The organism is Streptomyces sp. NPDC020490 (assembly GCF_044335305.1).
In the GTDB taxonomy this organism is placed as follows: Bacteria; Actinomycetota; Actinomycetes; order Streptomycetales; family Streptomycetaceae; genus Streptomyces.
The window spans coordinates 1-17,399 of record NZ_JBIRUY010000072.1 but is presented as its reverse complement, the minus strand read 5'-3'; the positions used below and the strand labels follow the sequence as shown (position 1 = coordinate 17,399).

The 17,399-nt window shown below is 72.4% G+C and carries 13 protein-coding genes and 1 pseudogene; 7 read left to right on the top strand and 7 right to left on the bottom strand.

The window, feature by feature from the left end:
- Positions 1 to 166 precede the first annotated feature (166 nt).
- Both ACH4ZX_RS39470 and ACH4ZX_RS39465 read left to right on the top strand, forming a co-directional pair.
- Positions 167 to 1,155: pseudogene (locus ACH4ZX_RS39470) on the top strand (IS5 family transposase).
- A 112-nt stretch (positions 1,156 to 1,267) separates the two neighbouring features.
- Positions 1,268 to 2,452 (top strand): winged helix-turn-helix domain-containing protein, encoded by a 1,185-nt coding sequence (locus tag ACH4ZX_RS39465; RefSeq protein WP_398283628.1) that lies wholly within the window; start codon positions 1,268 to 1,270, stop codon positions 2,450 to 2,452.
- A 27-nt stretch (positions 2,453 to 2,479) separates the two neighbouring features.
- Here ACH4ZX_RS39465 and ACH4ZX_RS39460 read toward each other — a convergent pair whose 3' ends face one another.
- The 7 genes from ACH4ZX_RS39460 to mtnA form a co-directional block, all read right to left on the bottom strand.
- A complete protein-coding gene (locus ACH4ZX_RS39460) occupies positions 2,480 to 3,226 on the bottom strand; it encodes a response regulator transcription factor (protein ID WP_360752448.1) in 747 nt (248 codons plus the stop codon).
- 204 nt (positions 3,227 to 3,430) lie between these two features.
- Positions 3,431 to 4,123: a ribosome hibernation-promoting factor, HPF/YfiA family gene (gene hpf, locus ACH4ZX_RS39455; RefSeq protein ID WP_360752445.1), complete on the bottom strand. Its 693-nt coding sequence runs from the start codon at positions 4,121 to 4,123 to the stop codon at positions 3,431 to 3,433.
- 315 nt (positions 4,124 to 4,438) lie between these two features.
- On the bottom strand, positions 4,439 to 5,377 hold the full coding sequence (locus ACH4ZX_RS39450; protein WP_398283625.1) for a ComF family protein: 939 nt from the start codon (positions 5,375 to 5,377) through the stop codon (positions 4,439 to 4,441).
- Positions 5,378 to 5,547: 170 nt separating this feature from the next.
- Entirely contained in the window at positions 5,548 to 7,383 is a 1,836-nt protein-coding gene (locus tag ACH4ZX_RS39445) for an LpqB family beta-propeller domain-containing protein (RefSeq protein WP_398283623.1), read from the bottom strand.
- Positions 7,373 to 9,529, bottom strand: a complete 2,157-nt coding sequence (gene mtrB, locus ACH4ZX_RS39440) for an MtrAB system histidine kinase MtrB (protein ID WP_398283621.1) — start codon at positions 9,527 to 9,529, stop codon at positions 7,373 to 7,375. Before mtrB ends, ACH4ZX_RS39445 begins: the two co-directional genes overlap by 11 nt.
- A 1-nt stretch (position 9,530) precedes the next feature.
- A complete protein-coding gene (mtrA, locus tag ACH4ZX_RS39435; RefSeq protein WP_187284748.1) occupies positions 9,531 to 10,220 on the bottom strand; it encodes a two-component system response regulator MtrA in 690 nt (229 codons plus the stop codon).
- Between the two features lie 201 nt (positions 10,221 to 10,421).
- Positions 10,422 to 11,564: an S-methyl-5-thioribose-1-phosphate isomerase gene (gene mtnA / locus ACH4ZX_RS39430; protein ID WP_398283619.1), complete on the bottom strand. Its 1,143-nt coding sequence runs from the start codon at positions 11,562 to 11,564 to the stop codon at positions 10,422 to 10,424.
- A 140-nt stretch (positions 11,565 to 11,704) separates the two neighbouring features.
- Here mtnA and ACH4ZX_RS39425 point away from each other — a divergent pair, with 140 nt between their 5' ends.
- From ACH4ZX_RS39425 to ACH4ZX_RS39405, 5 genes are read left to right on the top strand one after another with little or no spacing between them, the layout of a single operon-like run.
- Complete coding sequence (locus ACH4ZX_RS39425) at positions 11,705 to 13,021, top strand: glycerophosphoryl diester phosphodiesterase membrane domain-containing protein (protein WP_398283617.1); 1,317 nt, start codon at positions 11,705 to 11,707, stop codon at positions 13,019 to 13,021.
- Between the two features lie 4 nt (positions 13,022 to 13,025).
- Positions 13,026 to 13,736 (top strand): DUF4129 domain-containing protein, encoded by a 711-nt coding sequence (locus ACH4ZX_RS39420; protein ID WP_398283615.1) that lies wholly within the window; start codon positions 13,026 to 13,028, stop codon positions 13,734 to 13,736.
- Positions 13,733 to 14,929 carry a DUF4350 domain-containing protein gene (locus ACH4ZX_RS39415; RefSeq protein ID WP_398283613.1) on the top strand — a complete coding sequence of 399 codons (1,197 nt, stop codon included), beginning with the start codon at positions 13,733 to 13,735 and terminating at the stop codon, positions 14,927 to 14,929. Before ACH4ZX_RS39420 ends, ACH4ZX_RS39415 begins: the two co-directional genes overlap by 4 nt.
- Complete coding sequence (locus ACH4ZX_RS39410; RefSeq protein WP_398283611.1) at positions 14,929 to 15,918, top strand: AAA family ATPase; 990 nt, start codon at positions 14,929 to 14,931, stop codon at positions 15,916 to 15,918. The genes ACH4ZX_RS39415 and ACH4ZX_RS39410 overlap by 1 nt, the downstream gene beginning before the upstream one ends.
- Positions 15,918 to 17,228 (top strand): DUF58 domain-containing protein, encoded by a 1,311-nt coding sequence (locus tag ACH4ZX_RS39405; protein WP_398283609.1) that lies wholly within the window; start codon positions 15,918 to 15,920, stop codon positions 17,226 to 17,228. Before ACH4ZX_RS39410 ends, ACH4ZX_RS39405 begins: the two co-directional genes overlap by 1 nt.
- Positions 17,229 to 17,399 lie beyond the last annotated feature (171 nt).

The following is a 17,399-nucleotide window of genomic DNA, read 5'->3' as shown; positions in this document are numbered from 1 at the left end:
GAACAGAACTGACCACTCGTCAGCTATCTCTCCCGTCACAAAGTGACCAACGACGCGCAACACTCCACGTCACGGAGTGTCGTTGCAGTACTAGGGCGTGTATCGAGTCGCGATCAATCTGTGCGTTTCGCCCTCGTTGAGCGGGCGGGTCCGGTAGTCGTAATGCATGACACGGGCGCAACTGACGGACTTGGAGTGGGAGTACGTGGCGCCGTACCTGCCGATCGGCGAGTACGGCCCGTATCCCGCGCGGCTGCGGAAGCAGTTCGAGGGCGTAATCTGGAAGTTCCGCTCGGGAGCGCAGTGGCGTGAGATGCCGGCCGAGTTCGGTGCGTGGTCCACCGTGCACAACCGCTTCCGCCAGTGGCGGGACACCGGTGTCTTCGAGGCCCTGCTGGAGGGGCTGATAGCGCAGGCGGCCGCGCGGGGCGAGGTGGACCTCTCCCTGGTCAGCGTGGACTCCACCACCACCCGTGCCCACCATGACGCGGCCGGCGTGCGGCTGGACGCCGAAGTGCTCGACGCCCTGGAGAAGGCCGCGGAGGAGAAGGCCCGGTCAAAGGGGGCGCCGAAGTAGAACAAACCGGGCCGGAAGCCGAGGGTGTTGCCGAGCGGCGACGTCTCCGGCTGCGCCGCAAGCTGCGGCTGAAGGCCGCCCTGCTCGGACGCTCGCGGGGCGGGCAGACCAGCAAGGTCCACATCGCCTGCGACCGCCAGTGCCGACCGCTCGTGCTGACTCTGACTGCGGGACAGGCCGCCGACAGCCCGCAGTTCATCCCGGTTCTCGACAAGCTGCGGGTCCGCGGTCCGGCCGGCAGGCCCCGCACCCGGCCCGACGCTGTCGCCGGCGACAAGGCTTACTCCTCTCGCGGCAACCGCGCCTACCTGCGTAGACGGAACATCAAAGCCGTCATCCCGGAGAAGAAAGACCAGACCGCCAACCGGAAAAGGAAGGGCAGCCGGGGTGGCCGGCCTCTCACCCACGACACCGACCTGTACAAGGAACGGAACACGGTCGAGCGCTTGATCAACAAGCTCAAGGCGTGGCGCGGCATCGCCACCCGCTACGACAAGATGCCCGAGAGCTACCAAGCCGGACTCCACCTCCGGGCCTCCATGATCTGGATCAAGGACCTCACGCGAAGCACCCAATGATCACAACTCAATACCCGCCCTAGCGCCTCCCCGCCCCTGGCGCGGTTCCGGCACGTCGCCGGAAGCCGCAGCTCACGCCGAACTGTCAGTGCCGGCCCCTATCGTGCGGACCATGACGACCCCGCGTACCTCCATCGACCTGTCGGCCGACGAGGCCCGCCGCATCGCCCTGCGCGCCCAGGGCCTCCTCGGCACGCCCGACCGCAGAGCCGGCGTCCGCGGCATCCTGCGCCACCTGGGCGCGGTCCAGCTGGACACGATCTCCGTCCTGGCCCGCTCCCACGAACTCATCCCCTACGCCCGCCTCGGCGCGGTGGGCCGCAGGACGGTCGAGGACGCCTACTGGGCCGCGCCCACCGTGCAGGCGCACTCCTTCGAGTACTGGTCGCACGCGGCATGCATACTCCCCGTCGAGGAGTGGCCGCACTTCGCCTTCCGCCGCCGCGCCTACCGCGCCCGCCCGCACTGGAACCACGCCCTCCCGGACGGCGCCTACGACCGGGTGATCAAGCAGTTGAGCGCCGAAGGCCCGCTGACGGCCACAGAGTTGGGCGGCGCTAAGCGGACCAGCGAGTGGTGGGACTGGTCCGGCTCCAAGGTCGCCGTCGAGCGTGCGCTGATGTACGGCGAGGTGGTGTGCGTGCGCCGCCGCGGCTGGAAGCGGGTGTACGACCTCGCCGAGCGCGCGATCCCCGGCCCGCTGCTGCACGACGGTCTGGACGACACGGAGTGCCTGCGCCGCCTGGTCCGCCTGGCGGGGCAGTCCCTCGGGGTCGGCACGCGCGCGGACATCGCCGACTACCACCGCCTCAAGGGCGAGCAGGTCGACGCGGTGATCGCGGACTCGGGCCTGGTGCCGGTCACGGTCGAGGGCTGGTCCAAGCCGGCCTGGGCCGACCCCACGGCCCTCGGGACACCCCCGCGCGGCCGCCACCGCACCACGCTGCTGTCCCCCTTCGACTCCCTGATCTGGGAACGGGCGCGCACGGAACGGATCTTCGGCTTCACCCACCGCCTGGAGGCCTACGTCCCCAAGCCGAAGCGGGTGTACGGCTACTTCGCGATGCCGGTGCTCGCCGGCGGCCGCCTGGTCGGCCGGGTGGACCCCGCCCGCGAGGGCCGCACGCTGGTGGCCAGGCAGGTCACCGTGGACGGCGCGAAGGCGGTTCCGGCGGTGGCGCAGGCCCTGGTGGAGGCGGCGGGCTGGGTGGAGTGCACGGACGTGCGTGTCGAGCGGGTGGACGCGGCGGACCTGCGCGAACCCCTGGTGAGGGAACTCGCCCGCCTGCTGGCCTGATCCGCTCGCCCGCTCGCCTGCTCTCTGCTAGCGGATCTCGAGGATCTTCTCCCGCATCGCGTACACCACGGCCTCCATCCTGGAGTGCAGCTGCAGCTTCTCCAGGATGTTGCGCACGTGGTTCTTCACGGTGTTCTCGGAGATGAACAACTCCTTGGCGATGTCACGGTTGTTCATGCCCGTGGCGACGAGCTTGAGGACTTCCAGTTCGCGGTCGGTCAGCCGCGGCGCGGGCACGAGCCGGCGCTCGTCGGTGCGCTGGATCATCGACTTGAACTCGGTGAGCAGCTTCGACGCCATGGACGGGCTGATCTGCGACTGTCCGTCGGCCACCGCCCGGATGGCGGTGGCCACCTCGTCCGTGGAGATCTCCTTGAGGAGATAGCCGGTCGCGCCCGCCTTGATCGCGTCGTAGAGGTCGGCTTCCTCGTCGCTGATCGTCAGCATGATGATCTTGGCGCTGGGGGCCACCTCCTTGATCGAGGTGCAGGCCTCGATCCCGCCCCGCTTGGGCATGCGGACGTCCATCAGCACGATGTCCGGCAGCAGGTCGGCGGCCTTGTCGACGGCCTCCGCGCCGTCTCCCGCCTCGCCGACGACCTGGATGTCCTCCTCGGCGGCGAGCACGATCTCCAGGCCACGGCGGAACAGGGCGTGGTCGTCCACGACAAGGACTCTGATCGGCTCCTTGCGTGAGGTGCCCGCGTCCGGGCCCATGCCGATGACGCCGTCGTCGGCATCCTCGTCATGCATCGGTCCGAAGCTGTCCGCCATCGTTCCTCCCCCTGAAGGCTGTGGCCTGTGGTCCTGTGCCATCGCCAACCCAAGGCAACGGCCCACCCGTTGGGCCGTTGTCGCCATGATTCCATGCCTGGGCGGCAACGCGGTGACGGAGCGGGGCGCGAAGTGGTCGCACGCAGGTGCCCCTGGGGGCGCACACGCGCTCCAGGGGCACCGGTTCACCGCTCGACCGCGCGGTCACTCACCCACGGTGCCGCCCGCGCCGGGGATTTGCGCCTGGGCGACCATCGGGTCGGTGCTGAGGTGGATGACGCCGTAGTCATAGGCGTGCCGCCGGTAGACGACACTGGGTTCCTTGGTCTCGGAGTCGACGAACAGATAGAAGTCGTGGCCGACCAGTTCCATCTCGTAAAGGGCCTGGTCGAGCGTCATCGGTGAGGCAACGTGAGTCTTCTCGCGTACGACGAGGGGTCCTTCCCCCTTCACTTCCAGCGAGCCGATCTTCTTCGTGGGCACACCGTCCGACTCCTCCTCGTAGACGGTGCCGCCGTTCCCGTTGAGCGTCGCCGCGTCCGGGACGTGATCGGGGACCTCGGCTGCCGAGATCCTGCGTGCGCCACGGCGCGAGAACCGCTTGTCGTGCTGCTTGCGCAGCCGGGCGTCCAGCTTCTCCGCGGCCAGGTCGAGGGCTGCGTACGGATCGCTGGCCGCCGCCTCCGCCCGGATCACCGGACCGCGGGAGCGGAGCGTGATCTCCACTCGGTCGCAGCGGTCGGCCTGTCGGGGGTTCGGCTCCTTGGACACCTCGACGTCGAGGCTGATCACCTTGGCATCGAGCCTCTGGATCTTCTCCAGCTTCAGCTTCTCGGCCACGTGCTTGCGGAACCGCTCGGGCACCTCGGTCTTGCGGCCCTTGACGACGATGTCCACGCAGAACTCCGTTCCCGGATTGCTCCGCTTCGGCGGCGGAGCATCTCCCTTGTGCACCAGATTCCGGTGAGTTCCGGAATCTCGGACTCGGTGACTTCCACCTCCTCCTCCCCCATGGGCGAGATCTCCACCCCACCGGCACGGGTGATGGTGCAAATCCCGCAGCGCGGCATTCGCTCAGGAGGGGTATGGCCTGGGCCTTTCCCTCACAACTGAACATATCTCGCCCGGACGGATGTCGTCACCCTCTACTGCCCCGTACCTCCGTTCCGGTGATTTGATGCTCTCGTTGCCTGCAACGACGCGCGTTCACAGTCAGTTCCGGTTCATTTCAAAAGAATCCGGCGGTGCGGCGACCACGGCCGCGCACACCACGGCGTCCGCGCCGACCGCCTCCGTCGTTCCGGGCGCCGTCCGGCCGCGGCCCACGCCTTCGTTCCCTATTGCGGCGCCCTCGTTCCCTGTTCCGGCTGTTCGTTCCTTTCTGCCTTCCCGAGTTGCGGCCGGGTACACAGCCGTCATCCCCACTGTCTGCGGAACCCGCCCGCGCCCCCTCCCGCCCGTCGCCGGCTCCTGCCCCTCCCGCTCCGACCGCGCGGCCCGCACGGCGCGTGCCGCCTCCGCCAGGGATGCGCCCGTCGTCATCAGGTCGTCGACCAGCACCACCTGTGCTCCGCGCAGCAGCCGCGCACCGCCCGGCGCCACGGCCAGTGCGTCGGCGAGGTTGTCGAGCCGCTGCCGCGCGTCGAGCCCCGACTGGTCGGCCACGGCACGCCGCTGCCGCAGCACGGCCAGCACCCGGGCCGGCGTCCCCGTCCGGCGCAGTTCGCCCGCCCCCGCGAGCGCGATCCGCCGCGCCGGGTCGTGCCCCCGCGCCCGCACGGCGGCACGGGCGGACGGCACGGGGACCAGCAGCACGGGACCGTCACGGCGCGCGGTTCCGCGGCCGCTGCGCCGTGCCTCCCTCAGCCCCGCCCGCACCGCCTGTGCCAAGGCGGTCCCCAGCGGCGCCGCGAGCGCCAGCGCGCCGCGCTCCTTGTGGGCCAGCAGCACGGCCCGCACCTCGTCCGCGTACCGGGCGGCCGCGTGCACCACGGGCAGCCCGGGTGGTTCCGGCACCGGTCGCACCCGGCTCGGTACGGCCCCGTCCAGGGCGGCACGGCACTCGGGACAGAGAGCCGTGCGAGGCATCCCGCAGCCTCCGCACTCGGCCGGCAGCACCAGGTCGGTGAGGTCCTGCCACCACCCCCGCATGCCCACCACTGTGCCGACATCGAAGCCGGCCGGCCACCCCTGTGGACAACCAGCGAGACCCGGCCGGCCACCCTTGTGGACAACCAGCGAGACCCGGCCGCCGGCCCAGGACCGAACCGGCGGCGCATCCCGGACGGACCGGCGACGCACCCCGGACACGGACCGGCGGCTCACCCCGGATAGACCGGCGCCCTCCCGTCCGTGACCACCTTCTGCCACTGCGCCCCCGACGGCAGCCGGACGATCCCGTCGTCCTCGGAGTACGCCACCAGCGGCAGCCCGTCGTCCTCCGCCGCGGTGATCTCCTTGACCCCCGTCAGCGCCGCGGGCGCCGCCATTTCCGGCGTGGAGCCGTCGACCTCGACGTACCGCATGGTCTGCACGCCGCCCTGCTCGCGCCCGGCCACCACGAGCCGGGTGTCACCGGCCCACGACATGGCCGTGACGTCCTCCAGCTCCGGTGTCGCGGAGCGCAGTCCGACCACCGAGAACACCGCCCGCTCATCCGTGTCCGCGTGTCGTTCGATCCGCCCGATGAGCAGGGACTTCTTCTTGCCCTTGGCCACCACCAACGCGATCCGCACCCCGTCGGCGGCCACCCGCACGTCCTCGATGCGCCCGTCCAGTCCCGAGGTCGTCACCACCAGCGGCTCGTCCCTGCCCTGCTCCAGCAGCAGCAGGCGCGGGTCGTCCGGGTCGCGGTCGGCCACCCAGAGGTCGCCGTGCGCGTCCCAGCTGGGCGCCGTCAGCCGGTCGTCCTCCGTCTTGCCGCGGCTGACCAGCACGGGGTCCCCGAGCGATCCGCCCGACACCAGCGACGCCACGTACAACGCCTGGCCGTCGGCGGTGACCGCGGCCGCGGTGCGCTCGTCGCGTGCCACGGCCACCGAGCGCAGCGCCTTGCCGCCCTCGCCCAGTGCCCCCGGCACCGCGCTGGCGTTGGTCCCGCTGATGCCGGCGGCTATCCGTACGAGCCTGTTCTTGCCGTCGATGAAGTACAGATAGGAAGGGTGCTGGGCGGAAGCGGGCGCGGCCACGTCGTCGACCCGCTCCTCGCCGAGCGAGCACAGCCGCGAGCCGCCGGAGCGCAGCTCGACCTGGTCGACCGCCGGCGTGAGGTTCTGCAGCGTGAGCAGCAACTGGGCCGCCATCTCGCGGCACATGCCGGTGCCCACCCGGGCGGCTTTGCCGTTCAGCGGCACGGTGAGCTTGCTCCGGTCGTCGGGCGCCAGCGAGGCGACGCCCTTCTCCAGGGCCGCGCCGGTGGGGAAACTCGTCCGGACCACGGGGTCGAGCCAGGTCGTGGGCCCGTTGAGCAGGGAGCGCACCACCTGAGTCATGGGATCGACGCGCCGCCGCACGTACACCGGGTCGGCGACGGCCGCGGCCTGCGTCTCGCTGCCCGTGGCGGTGTTCGAGGCGAAGTAGTACTTGTTGACGGACATGTAGTTGCGCTGGAAGTCCGACTTGCCCATCACCAGGCCCTGCGGCAGCCGGTCGATGCGCCACTGGTTGGTCTTCCGATTCCGCGTGAGGTGCACCAGAGCGTGGTAGCTGCCCTCGGCCGGCCGGTAGGACTGCTGCGCGTCCACCGTGGCGACCTTTGTGCCAGTCAGCGTGAACGACAGCTCGTCCTTGTCCTCCCGGGCGTCCGAGCGGTCTGGATCGGTGCCCGGACCGTCCGCGAGGACCGTGGTGGACAGGCCCGGCCGCCACATTTGCGACGCCTTGCCCGTCAGGTACAGGCGCGCCGTGGAGTAGTCGGGGTCGTCGCTGGTCAGCGCCTCCAGGAAGCCCGAGACGATGTCCGGGGGCGGGGCGTTGTCCTGCGGCGGCACGGCGAACACCCGCACCTGGGTGTCCTGCCGCGGGGTGGAGTCGACGCCGCGCAGATCCCCGCTGTCGGGCATCGAGGCGCACCCGGTCAGCAGTACGGCACCACAGGTGGCGTACGCCACCGCGCGCGCCGGCATGTGCCGGGCGCCCCCCTCGCGGTCAGCGCCCACGGGTCGCCTTCCCTTCCCTGTTCGAGTCCTGCGGACCGGCGTCCGGGCGGCTCGCGGTCTCGTCGCGCGCCCCGTCAGCGGCGGGCGCCCCGTCCCTGGCGGATGCCTCGTCCCTGGCGGATGCCTCGTTCCCGGAGCGCGCTCCCTCCCTGGCGGAGCCTCCGGTGCCGGTCTGTCCGTCTTCCCGTCCTCGCGTGCCCGGGACGGGCCGGGAGACCACGCGCGCGCCGTTCCCGGGCAGCGCCGTCGGGTCGGCGGTGGGGGCCGGGCCGCCCAGCCGCGGGGTCAGCGACGACATCTCGGCCGGCTGCACAGGCACCGTCGCGGGCACCGTCGCCGTCTTCCCGCCGCCCCCGCGCGGCAGCCCGGCGCCGTTGAGCCCGCGGTTGCGCCGCGAGTCCTTGGGCTCCAGGGGGATGGGGGAGCCACGCAGCGGCTCGTCCGCCGTGCGCGGCAGCGTCAGCCGGAACTGCGACCCGCCGCCCGGCTCGCCCCACGCCTGCAGCCAGCCGCCGTGCAGCCGCGCGTCCTCCAGCGCGATGGACAGCCCCAGCCCGGTACCGCCCGTGGTACGCGCACGTGCCGGGTCGGCCCGCCAGAAACGGCTGAAGACGCGGGTCGCCTCGCCGGGCTTGAGCCCGACGCCGTAGTCGCGCACCGCGATCGCGACCGCCCCGCCCGCCGCGGCGAGCTTGACGACGACGTCCTTGCCGTCGCCGTGCTCCACCGCGTTGACGACGAGATTGCGCAGCACCCGCTCCACCCGCCGGGCGTCCGCCTCGGCGACGACGGGCTGCTGGTCGCCGACGACCCGGATCTTCGTGCCCTTGCGCTCCGCGAGCGGCTCGGCGCCGCTGACCACGCGCCGCACGACCTCCCTGAGGTCTATCGGCTCCGCCTCCAGGGCCGCCGCGCCCGCGTCGAAGCGGCTGATCTCCAGCAGATCCGCGAGCAGCGACTCGAAGCGGTCCAGCTGGTCGGCGAGCAGTTCCGCCGACCGCGCGGTCACCGGGTCGAAGTCCTCCCGGGCCTCGTGGATGACGTCCGCGGCCATGCGTACGGTCGTCAGCGGCGTCCGCAGCTCGTGGGACACGTCCGACACGAACCGCCGCTGCATCCGCGACAGGTCCTCCAGCTGCTGGATCTTCAGCTGCAGGTTCTGCGCCATCTTGTTGAAGGCCTCGCCGAGCCGCGCGATGTCGTCCTCGCCGGTGACCTTCATGCGTTCCTGCAGCCGCCCGGCCGACAGCCGCTCGGCGATGCCGGCCGCCATCCGCACGGGCGTGACGACCTGCCGCACCACCAGCCAGGCGATCGCCCCGAGCAGGACGACGACGAACAGTCCGGCGGTCGCCAGCGTGCCCTTGACCAGGCTCAGCGACTTCTCCTCCTGCGTGAGCGGGAAGAGGTAGTAGAGCTGGTAGGGGTCGCCGTTGGGGTCGTTGACCTGCTTGCCGATGACCAGCGCCGGCTGCGATTCCTTGCCGTTGCTGTAGACGATGCGGGTGTAGCTCTGGGCGGCCGCGGTGCTCTTGTCGATCCGCGCGCGCAGAGCGTCGGGCACGCTGACCGACGGGTCGACGTACCCGGAGGCGCGCGGGCCGCGTCCGCCGCCGCTGTCGTCGCCCACCGGCAGGGTGACCACGTCGAAGGCGCCCTGGCCGCCGCTGGACAGGGAGGACACCAGTTCGCTCATCCACGGGGTGAGGTTCTGCGTGGGGCGGCCGTCGGCCGCGGTGCCGTCGTCGACGGTGCCGGAGGCGGCCTCGTCGGCCTTCTGCTTGGCCACCGCGAACCCACCGGTGGCCTGGCTCTGCGAGGCCTTCACCTTGGCGTCCAGCAGACCGTTGCGCACCTGCCCGATGACGACGAAGCCCAGCAGCAGGACGACGCCCAGGGACATCAGCAGCGTCGTGACGACGATCTTCAGCTGGATGTTGCGCCGCCACAGCCGCATCACCGGCAGCAGCGGCCGCCGTACCCACCGCAGGAGCAGCCGCAGGACAGGGCTGCCCTGGACGCCGCCCTGCAGCAGCCCGCCCTCGAAGAGGCGTCGCCAGCGGGAGCCCGCCGCGTTCCGGCCGACAGGCCGCCCGGCGCGGGCCCCGCCCGGCCCGGGCTCCGAAGCGGCACTGTCACCGGACATATCAGCTGGGTCCCGCCTTGTACCCGACGCCACGGACGGTCACCACGATCTCCGGGCGCTCCGGGTCCTTCTCGACCTTCGAGCGCAGTCTCTGGACGTGCACGTTGACCAGGCGGGTGTCGGCGGCGTGCCGGTAGCCCCACACCTGCTCGAGCAGCACCTCGCGCGTGAACACCTGCCACGGCTTGCGCGCGAGCGCGACCAGCAGGTCGAACTCCAGCGGCGTCAGCGCGATCGACTGCCCGTCCCGCTTGACGGAGTGCCCGGCCACGTCGATGACCAGGTCGCCGATGGCGAGCTGCTCCGGCGCCGGTTCCTCCGACCGGCGCAGGCGCGCCCGGATCCGGGCGACCAGCTCCTTCGGCTTGAACGGCTTCACGATGTAGTCGTCCGCGCCCGACTCCAGGCCGACGACGACGTCGACCGTGTCGCTCTTGGCCGTGAGCATCACGATCGGCACCCCGGACTCCGCCCTGATCAGACGGCACACCTCGATGCCGTCCCGCCCGGGCAGCATCAGGTCCAGCAGCACCAGGTCGGGCTTGGACTCACGGAACGCGGCCAGCGCCTTGTCGCCGTCGGCTACGAAAGACGGTTCAAAACCTTCACCACGCAGCACGATGCCGAGCATCTCGGCCAGTGCGGTGTCGTCGTCGACGACGAGGACTCGTCCCTTCATAAACGACATCATCCCATTCTCGTAACAGTGACCGGGGCGCTGGTGAGAGAGGTCACTGGCCCGTGACGATAGTCGTATGGGGTCGCTGCTGTCTGCCCTCGTCCGCCCGGGTGCGGCCGCAGGCCGGGGACGCCGCGGGAGCAGGGTGTCGCCGCTCCCCGCCGAGTCCCGCGGTCCGTAACCCCGCCGACCGGCCGATGCTCCCCTGTTCGGCTAGCCCATGCTCACCTGCCGTGACCTGGCACACAGCTCCGCGAGCGCCTCGGCGGTCACGGGCGACACGGCGCCCTCCTCCGTGACGATCGCGGTGATCAGTTCGGGCGGCGTCACGTCGAACGCCGGGTTGTACGCCTGCGTCCCCAGAGGTGCGACCGGAAGACCGCCTCCCGCGCCGGTCACCGGCATCTGCGGCGCCATGATCTCGGTGACCTCGAACCCGGGCCGCTGCTCCACCTCGATGGACGCCCCGTCCGGCGTGTCCGGATCCACCGTCGTCACCGGCGCCACCACGACGAAGGGCACGTGGTGGTACCGGGCGAGCACCGCGAGCGGATAGCTCCCCACCTTGTTCGCCACCGAACCGTCGGCGGCGATGCGGTCCGCCCCGATCAGCACCGCGTCCACTTCGCCGGCCGCGAACAGCGAACCCGCCGCGTTGTCCGTGAGCAGGGTGTACGCCATCCCGCTGCGGGCCGCCTCGTACGCCGTCAGGCGCGCGCCCTGCAGCAGCGGACGCGTCTCGTCCACCCACAGCCGCCGCAGCTTGCCCGCCCGGTGCGCCGCGAGCGCGACCGCGAACGCCGTCCCCTCGCCGCCCGACACCAGCGAGCCGGTGTTGCAGTGGGTGAGGATCCGGTGCCCGCCGCCGGGCAGCAGCTCCTCCAGCAACGCCAGACCGCGCTCAGCCATCCGGGTGCTGGCCTCGGCGTCCTCCCGGTGCAGCTGCCGCGCGGCCGCCAGCGCCGCCGCCGCGGCCTGCGCGGGATCGCCGCTCCTGACGAACTCGGCCCGGTACGCCGCCTGGGCTCTGCGTACGCCGACGGAGAGGTTCACCGCGGTGGGCCGGGCACCCGCCAGGGCGGCCGCCGCGTCGTCCACCTCGAAACCGCGCGCGGCGGCGAGCGCGACGCCGTACGCCCCGGCGACGCCGAGCAGCGGCGCGCCGCGCACGGCGAGCGAACGGATCGCCTCCACCAGCGCGGAGGCGTCGGTGCAGACCAGCTCGACCTCCTCTGCCGGCAGCCTCGTCTGGTCCAGGAGCACCACCACCGGGCCTTCCGGTGGCTCCTCCCAGCGGATCGCCGGGATCTCGGTCGGCCTGCTGTCCTCGCCGGAATGCGCGTACTGATCAGCCATGCGGTCAGTCTGCCCGTTTTCCGGCAGACAATTGAAGCTCCGCACCCCCTACCGCGGCCAGTACCTCGACGACCACCCCATGGCACGATGGCAGCCGAACTGCCGCCGCGCCCGCGGACGGGCACCGTGAAGGAGCGACGATGAAAGACACTCCGGGCTGGGCATCGCCCGGATCCGCCCCGTCCGAGGGGCAGGAGCCCGGCGCGTCCGGCCCTGCCGAGCCCGGCGACCGCCCCGCGGAACCCGCCGACCAGCCGGTCGCGGACCCGCAGGCACCGGGCGTGAAGTGGTCCAAGGAGCAGCCGCCCGCAGGCCAGTGGTCCGCCCCCTCCGGTCCGGCGAGCCCGGGCCAGGCCCCGCCGCCCCCGCCGTCCGGCCCGGGCTGGGGAGGCCGGCCGCCGGGCGCCCCCGGCGGCCAGGGCGCTCCCGGCCACGTCCCCTACGGCGGCTGGGGCGGCGGCTGGGGCGGTCCCCCGCCCGCGGCAAAGCCCGGCGTGATCCCGCTGCGTCCGCTCGGCGTGGGCGAGATCCTCGACGGCGCGGTCTCCACCATGCGCACCTACTGGCGCACCGTCCTCGGCATCTCGCTGACCGTCGCGGTCGTGGTGCAGGTCGTCGTCATCCTGCTGCAGGGCCTGTTCCTCTACGACCGAGCCGGCACCGAGGCGCTGAGCGATCCGAGCGCCACCCTGAGCGAGCTCACCCGCGCCCTGGGCGACACCGTGCTCGACACCGGCGTCGTCTTCCTGATCTCCCTGCTCGGCACGATCGCGGCGACCGCCCTGCTCACGACCGTCACCAGCCGGGCGGTACTCGGCAAGCCGGTCACCACCGGCGAGGCCTGGCGCGACGCCCGCCCGCAGGTGGTGAAGCTGTTCGGCCTGATCTTCCTGCTGCTGCTCATCACGTTCGGCATCGTCCTCGGCGGCGCCCTGCCCGGCATCCTCGTGGCCGTGTCGGGATCCGGCGACGCGGGCGCCGCGCTCGGCGTCCTGGGCACCCTCGGCGGCGGCGTGGTCGCGCTGTGGCTGATGATCCGCTTCTCGCTGGCCTCGCCCGCGCTGATGCTGGAGAAGCAGGGCATCAAGAAGGCGATGAGCCGCTCCGCGAAGCTGGTTCGCGGCTCCTGGTGGCGCGTCTTCGGCATCCAGCTGCTCGCGACGGTCATCGCGAACATCGTCGCGTCGATCGTCGTCATCCCCTTCGCGGTCCTCGGGGCCCTGTTCGCCGACGGCGGCATCGCCTTCTTCCTGAACAACACCGGCGGCAACCCCGGCTGGACCTTCCTCGTCATCAGCGGGATCGGCTCGGTGATCGGCTCGATGATCACCTTCCCCATCACGGCGGGCGTCACCGTCCTCCTCTACGTCGACCAGCGCATCCGCCGCGAGGCCCTCGACCTCGAACTCGCCCGCGCGGCGGGCCTGCAGGGCTACGGCACCGGCTCGGGAGGCTGATGCGGTGAGCCTGACGGGGGGTGTCCTCACGGCCGTGCTGTCCACGCTCGGATCCGGTGACGAACCGCCGGTGACGACTCCGCGTGATCCCGCGCGGGAGGCGGCCCGGCGCGAACTGTCCAAGCGCATGTACCACGAGAACGACCCCAGCTGGCTCCAGCGGGCCCTCAACGCCTTCTGGGACTGGGTCGACAAGCTGCTCGGCTCGGCCTCCACCACGACGCCCGGGGGCACGCTCGGCCTGGTCGTCATCGTGGTGGCCGTACTCGCCGTGCTCGGTGCGCTGTGGTGGCGCCTGGGCACGCCGCGCCGCGGCCCCGCCTCCGCCGCCGCCCTGTTCGACGACCGTCCGCGCAGCGCTGCGGAGCACCGCGCGGCCGCCGAGGCGCACGCCGCCCAGGGCCACTGGAGCCAGGCCGTCCAGGAACGCATGCGTGCCATCGTCCGCTCCCTGGAGGAGCGCGCCCTGCTCGACGACCGGCCCGGCCGCACCGCCGACGAGGCGGCCGCGGAGGCGGGCCGCGCGTTGCCCTCCCACGCGGACCGGCTGCGCGCCGCCGCCCGCGACTTCGACGACGTGACGTACGGCGGACGCAGCGCGAGCGAGCAATCGTACCACCGCATCGCCGAACTCGACCGCGACCTCGAGCGCGCCAGGCCCCGGCTCACGGCCGCCGCGACGGCCCACGACACCCGCCGGGGAGCCGCCGGATGACCCCCGCGACCACGCTCCCGACCGCCTCGGCCTCGCCCACCGCACGCCGCTGGTGGACCCGCGCGCGCGGCATCGCGGGCGCCGTCGCGCTCCTGCTCGTGGCCGCCGTCGCCATCGCTGTGATCCGCTCGGACACCCGGCACGGCACGCTCGACCCGCGCTCCGCCGACCCCTACGGCAGCCGCGCCGTCGCCGAACTGCTCGCCGACCGCGGCGTGTCCACGCGCGTGGTCAGCACCCTGGATCAGGCGCGTGCAGCGGCCGCCCCGGACACGACCCTCGTGGTCGCCGTCCCCGACCTGCTGACGCGCCGGCAGCAGACGCTGCTGCGCTCCGCGACCGCCGACTCCGGCGGGCGCACGGTCCTGGTCGCCGCCGGCAGCGCGTCCGTCGAGAAGCTCGCTCCCGGCGTCACCGCGGACCCCGCCACCAGCATCGGTTCCACCCTCTCCCCCGACTGCTCCCTGCTCGCCGCCCGCCGCGCCGGCAGCGCCGACACCGGCGGCGTCCGCTACACCACCACCAACCTCGGCGCCGACAAGTGCTACCCCAGCGAGCGCCTGGCCACCCTGCTGCGCATCCCGGAGGCGTCGGGGCACGGCGACACCATCGTCCTCGGCGCGCCCGACATCCTCTTCAACGAACGACTGGACAAGGCGGGCAACGCCTCGCTCGCCCTCCAGCTCCTCGGCTCCCGTCCCCATCTGGTGTGGTACCTCCCCTCGCTCTCCGACACCTCGGCCGCCGAACCGGACGACGAGAAGGGCTTCTTCGAACTGCTGCCCTCCGGCTGGCTCTGGGGCACCCTCCAGCTTTTCGTCGCGGCCGCCCTCGCCGCCCTCTGGCGGGCACGCCGGCTCGGCCCTCTCGTGCCCGAGAAGCTCCCGGTGGCGATCCGTGCCTCCGAAACCGTCGAAGGCCGCTCCCGCCTCTACCGCAAGGCGAACGCCCGTGACCGCGCGGCCGCCGCTCTGCGCTCCGCCACCCGCATCCGCCTGGCCCCTTTCGTGGGTGTCCCCGTCTCCCAGGCGCACGCGCCCGAGACCCTGCTCCCCGCCCTGTCCGCCCGCCTCCACGGCGACGGACAGGCCCTGCACTCCCTCCTCTTCGGGCCGCCGCCCAGCGACGACGCGGCCCTCATCACCCTCGCCGACCGACTCGACGCCCTCGAAAGAGAGGTACGCCGTCCATGATGGACCCGACCACTGACAACGCCGGGTACGCCGGGGATCCGGGCAGAGCCCGCGCCTCCCTGGAGGCCCTGCGCGCCGAGATCGCCAAAGCCGTGGTCGGCCAGGACCCTGCCGTGACCGGCCTCGTCGTCGCCCTGCTGTGCCGCGGACACGTACTGCTCGAAGGAGTCCCCGGGGTCGCCAAGACGTTGCTCGTCCGCGCCCTCGCGTCCGCACTCGAACTCGACACGAAGCGTGTCCAGTTCACCCCCGACCTGATGCCCAGCGACGTCACCGGCTCCCTCGTCTACGACGCCCGCACGGCCGAGTTCTCCTTCCAGCCCGGCCCGGTCTTCACCAACCTGCTCCTCGCCGACGAGATCAACCGCACCCCGCCGAAGACCCAGTCGTCCCTGCTGGAAGCCATGGAGGAACGCCAGGTCACGGTCGACGGCACCCCCCGCCCGCTCCCCGAGCCGTTCCTGGTCGCAGCCACCCAGAACCCGGTCGAGTACGAGGGCACGTACCCCCTCCCCGAAGCCCAACTGGACCGCTTCCTCCTCAAGCTGACGATCCCTCTGCCGTCCCGCCAGGACGAGATCGGTGTCCTCACCCGCCACGCGGAGGGCTTCAACCCGCGTGACCTGCGCGCTGCCGGCGTACGCCCGGTCGCGGGACCGGCGGACCTGGAGGCCGCGCGCGCCGCGGTGGCCAAGACGACCGTCTCCCCCGAGATCACCGCCTACGTCGTGGACATCTGCCGGGCCACCCGCGAGTCGCCGTCCCTCACCCTCGGCGTCTCCCCGCGCGGCGCCACGGCCCTTCTGGCCACCTCACGCGCCTGGGCCTGGCTCACCGGCCGCGACTACGTCATCCCCGACGACGTCAAGGCCCTCGCCCTGCCCACCCTCCGCCACCGCGTCCAGTTGCGCCCCGAGGCCGAGATGGAAGGCGTGACGGCCGACTCCGTCATCAACGCCATCCTCGCCCACGTCCCCGTCCCCCGCTGATGGCGTTCACCGGACGCGCCGCGCTCCTCGCGGCACTCGGCTCCCTCCCCGTCGGCATCTGGGACCCCAGCTGGACGGGCATTCTGGCCGTGAACGCGCCCCTGGCCGTGGCCTGCGCCTGCGACTTCGCGCTCGCCGCGCCGGTGCGGCGCCTGGGCCTCACCCGCTCCGGTGACACGTCGGTGCGCCTGGGCGACGCCGCGGACGTCACCCTGACCATCAGCAATCCGTCGCGCCGCCCACTGCGCGCCCGCCTGCGCGACGCCTGGCCCCCGAGCAGCTGGCAGCCCGGCACGGAAGTGGCGGCCTCCCGCCACCGCCTGACGGTGCCCGCCGGTGAACGCCGACGCGTGACGACCCGGCTGCGTCCGACCCGCCGCGGCGACCGCCACGCCGACCGCGTCACCGTCCGCTCGTACGGCCCCCTCGGTCTGTTCACCCGCCAGGGCACCCACCAGGTCCCCTGGACGGTACGTGTCCTGCCCCCGTTCACCAGCCGCAAGCATCTCCCCTCCAAGCTGGCCCGCCTGCGTGAACTGGACGGCCGCACCAGCGTGCTCATCCGCGGCCAGGGCACGGAGTTCGACAGCCTGCGCGAGTACGTCCCCGGCGACGACACCCGCTCCATCGACTGGCGCGCGACGGCCCGACAGACCACGGTCGCCGTCCGCACCTGGCGCCCCGAACGCGACCGCCACATCCTCCTGGTCCTCGACACCGGCCGCACCTCGGCGGGCCGCGTGGGCGACGCCCCGCGCCTGGACGCTTCCATGGACGCGGCCCTGCTCCTGGCGGCCCTGGCCGCCCGCGCCGGCGACCGCGTGGACCTGCTCGCCTACGACCGCCGGGTCCGCGCCCTCATTCAGGGCCGCACGGCGCGTGATGTCCTCCCGTCCCTCGTCGACGCGATGGCGACGCTGGAACCCGAGCTGGTGGAACTGGACGCCCGCGGCCTGGCCTCCACGGCTCTCCGGACGACCCCCCGCCGCTCCCTGATCGTGCTGCTGACCAGCCTCGACGCGGCCCCTGTGGAGGAGGGCCTGCTCCCGGTCCTGTCCCGGCTCACGCAGCGCCACACGATCCTCGTCGCCTCGGTGGCGGACCCCTTCGTCGCCCGCATGGCCACGGCCCGCGGAAGCACGGAGGCGGTCTACGAGGCCGCGGCCGCCGCGCAGGCCCAGAGCGAACGCCACCGCACGGCGGAGCAACTCCGCCGGCACGGGGTGACGGTCGTCGATGCGGCCCCGGACGATCTGGCTCCGGCACTGGCGGACGCCTATCTCGCGCTCAAAGCGGCGGGACGCCTGTGACGGATTCCTGATTCCTGTTCCTGATTCCTGGAGCTCTCTGCGGAGAGCCCGGGGGCCGGAACGCAGAAAACCCCGCACCGGAACCGGTACGGGGTTTTCTTGAAGAATTGTTCGGCGGCGTCCTACTCTCCCACAGGGTCCCCCCTGCAGTACCATCGGCGCTGTAAGGCT

Bases quoted from the DNA above. Each gene is read 5' to 3' on its own strand.
- mtrA (WP_187284748.1), bottom strand. From the start codon at position 10,220: ATGATGTCGTTTATGAAGGGACGAGTCCTCGTCGTCGACGACGACACC.
- ACH4ZX_RS39460 (WP_360752448.1), bottom strand. From the start codon at position 3,226: ATGGCGGACAGCTTCGGACCGATGCATGACGAGGATGCCGACGACGGC.
- ACH4ZX_RS39410 (WP_398283611.1), top strand. From the start codon at position 14,929: ATGGACCCGACCACTGACAACGCCGGGTACGCCGGGGATCCGGGCAGA.
- mtnA (WP_398283619.1), bottom strand. From the start codon at position 11,564: ATGGCTGATCAGTACGCGCATTCCGGCGAGGACAGCAGGCCGACCGAG.
- ACH4ZX_RS39465 (WP_398283628.1), top strand. From the start codon at position 1,268: ATGACGACCCCGCGTACCTCCATCGACCTGTCGGCCGACGAGGCCCGC.
- mtrB (WP_398283621.1), bottom strand. From the start codon at position 9,529: ATGTCCGGTGACAGTGCCGCTTCGGAGCCCGGGCCGGGCGGGGCCCGC.
- ACH4ZX_RS39405 (WP_398283609.1), top strand. From the start codon at position 15,918: ATGGCGTTCACCGGACGCGCCGCGCTCCTCGCGGCACTCGGCTCCCTC.
- ACH4ZX_RS39450 (WP_398283625.1), bottom strand. From the start codon at position 5,377: ATGCGGGGGTGGTGGCAGGACCTCACCGACCTGGTGCTGCCGGCCGAG.
- ACH4ZX_RS39425 (WP_398283617.1), top strand. From the start codon at position 11,705: ATGAAAGACACTCCGGGCTGGGCATCGCCCGGATCCGCCCCGTCCGAG.
- ACH4ZX_RS39415 (WP_398283613.1), top strand. From the start codon at position 13,733: ATGACCCCCGCGACCACGCTCCCGACCGCCTCGGCCTCGCCCACCGCA.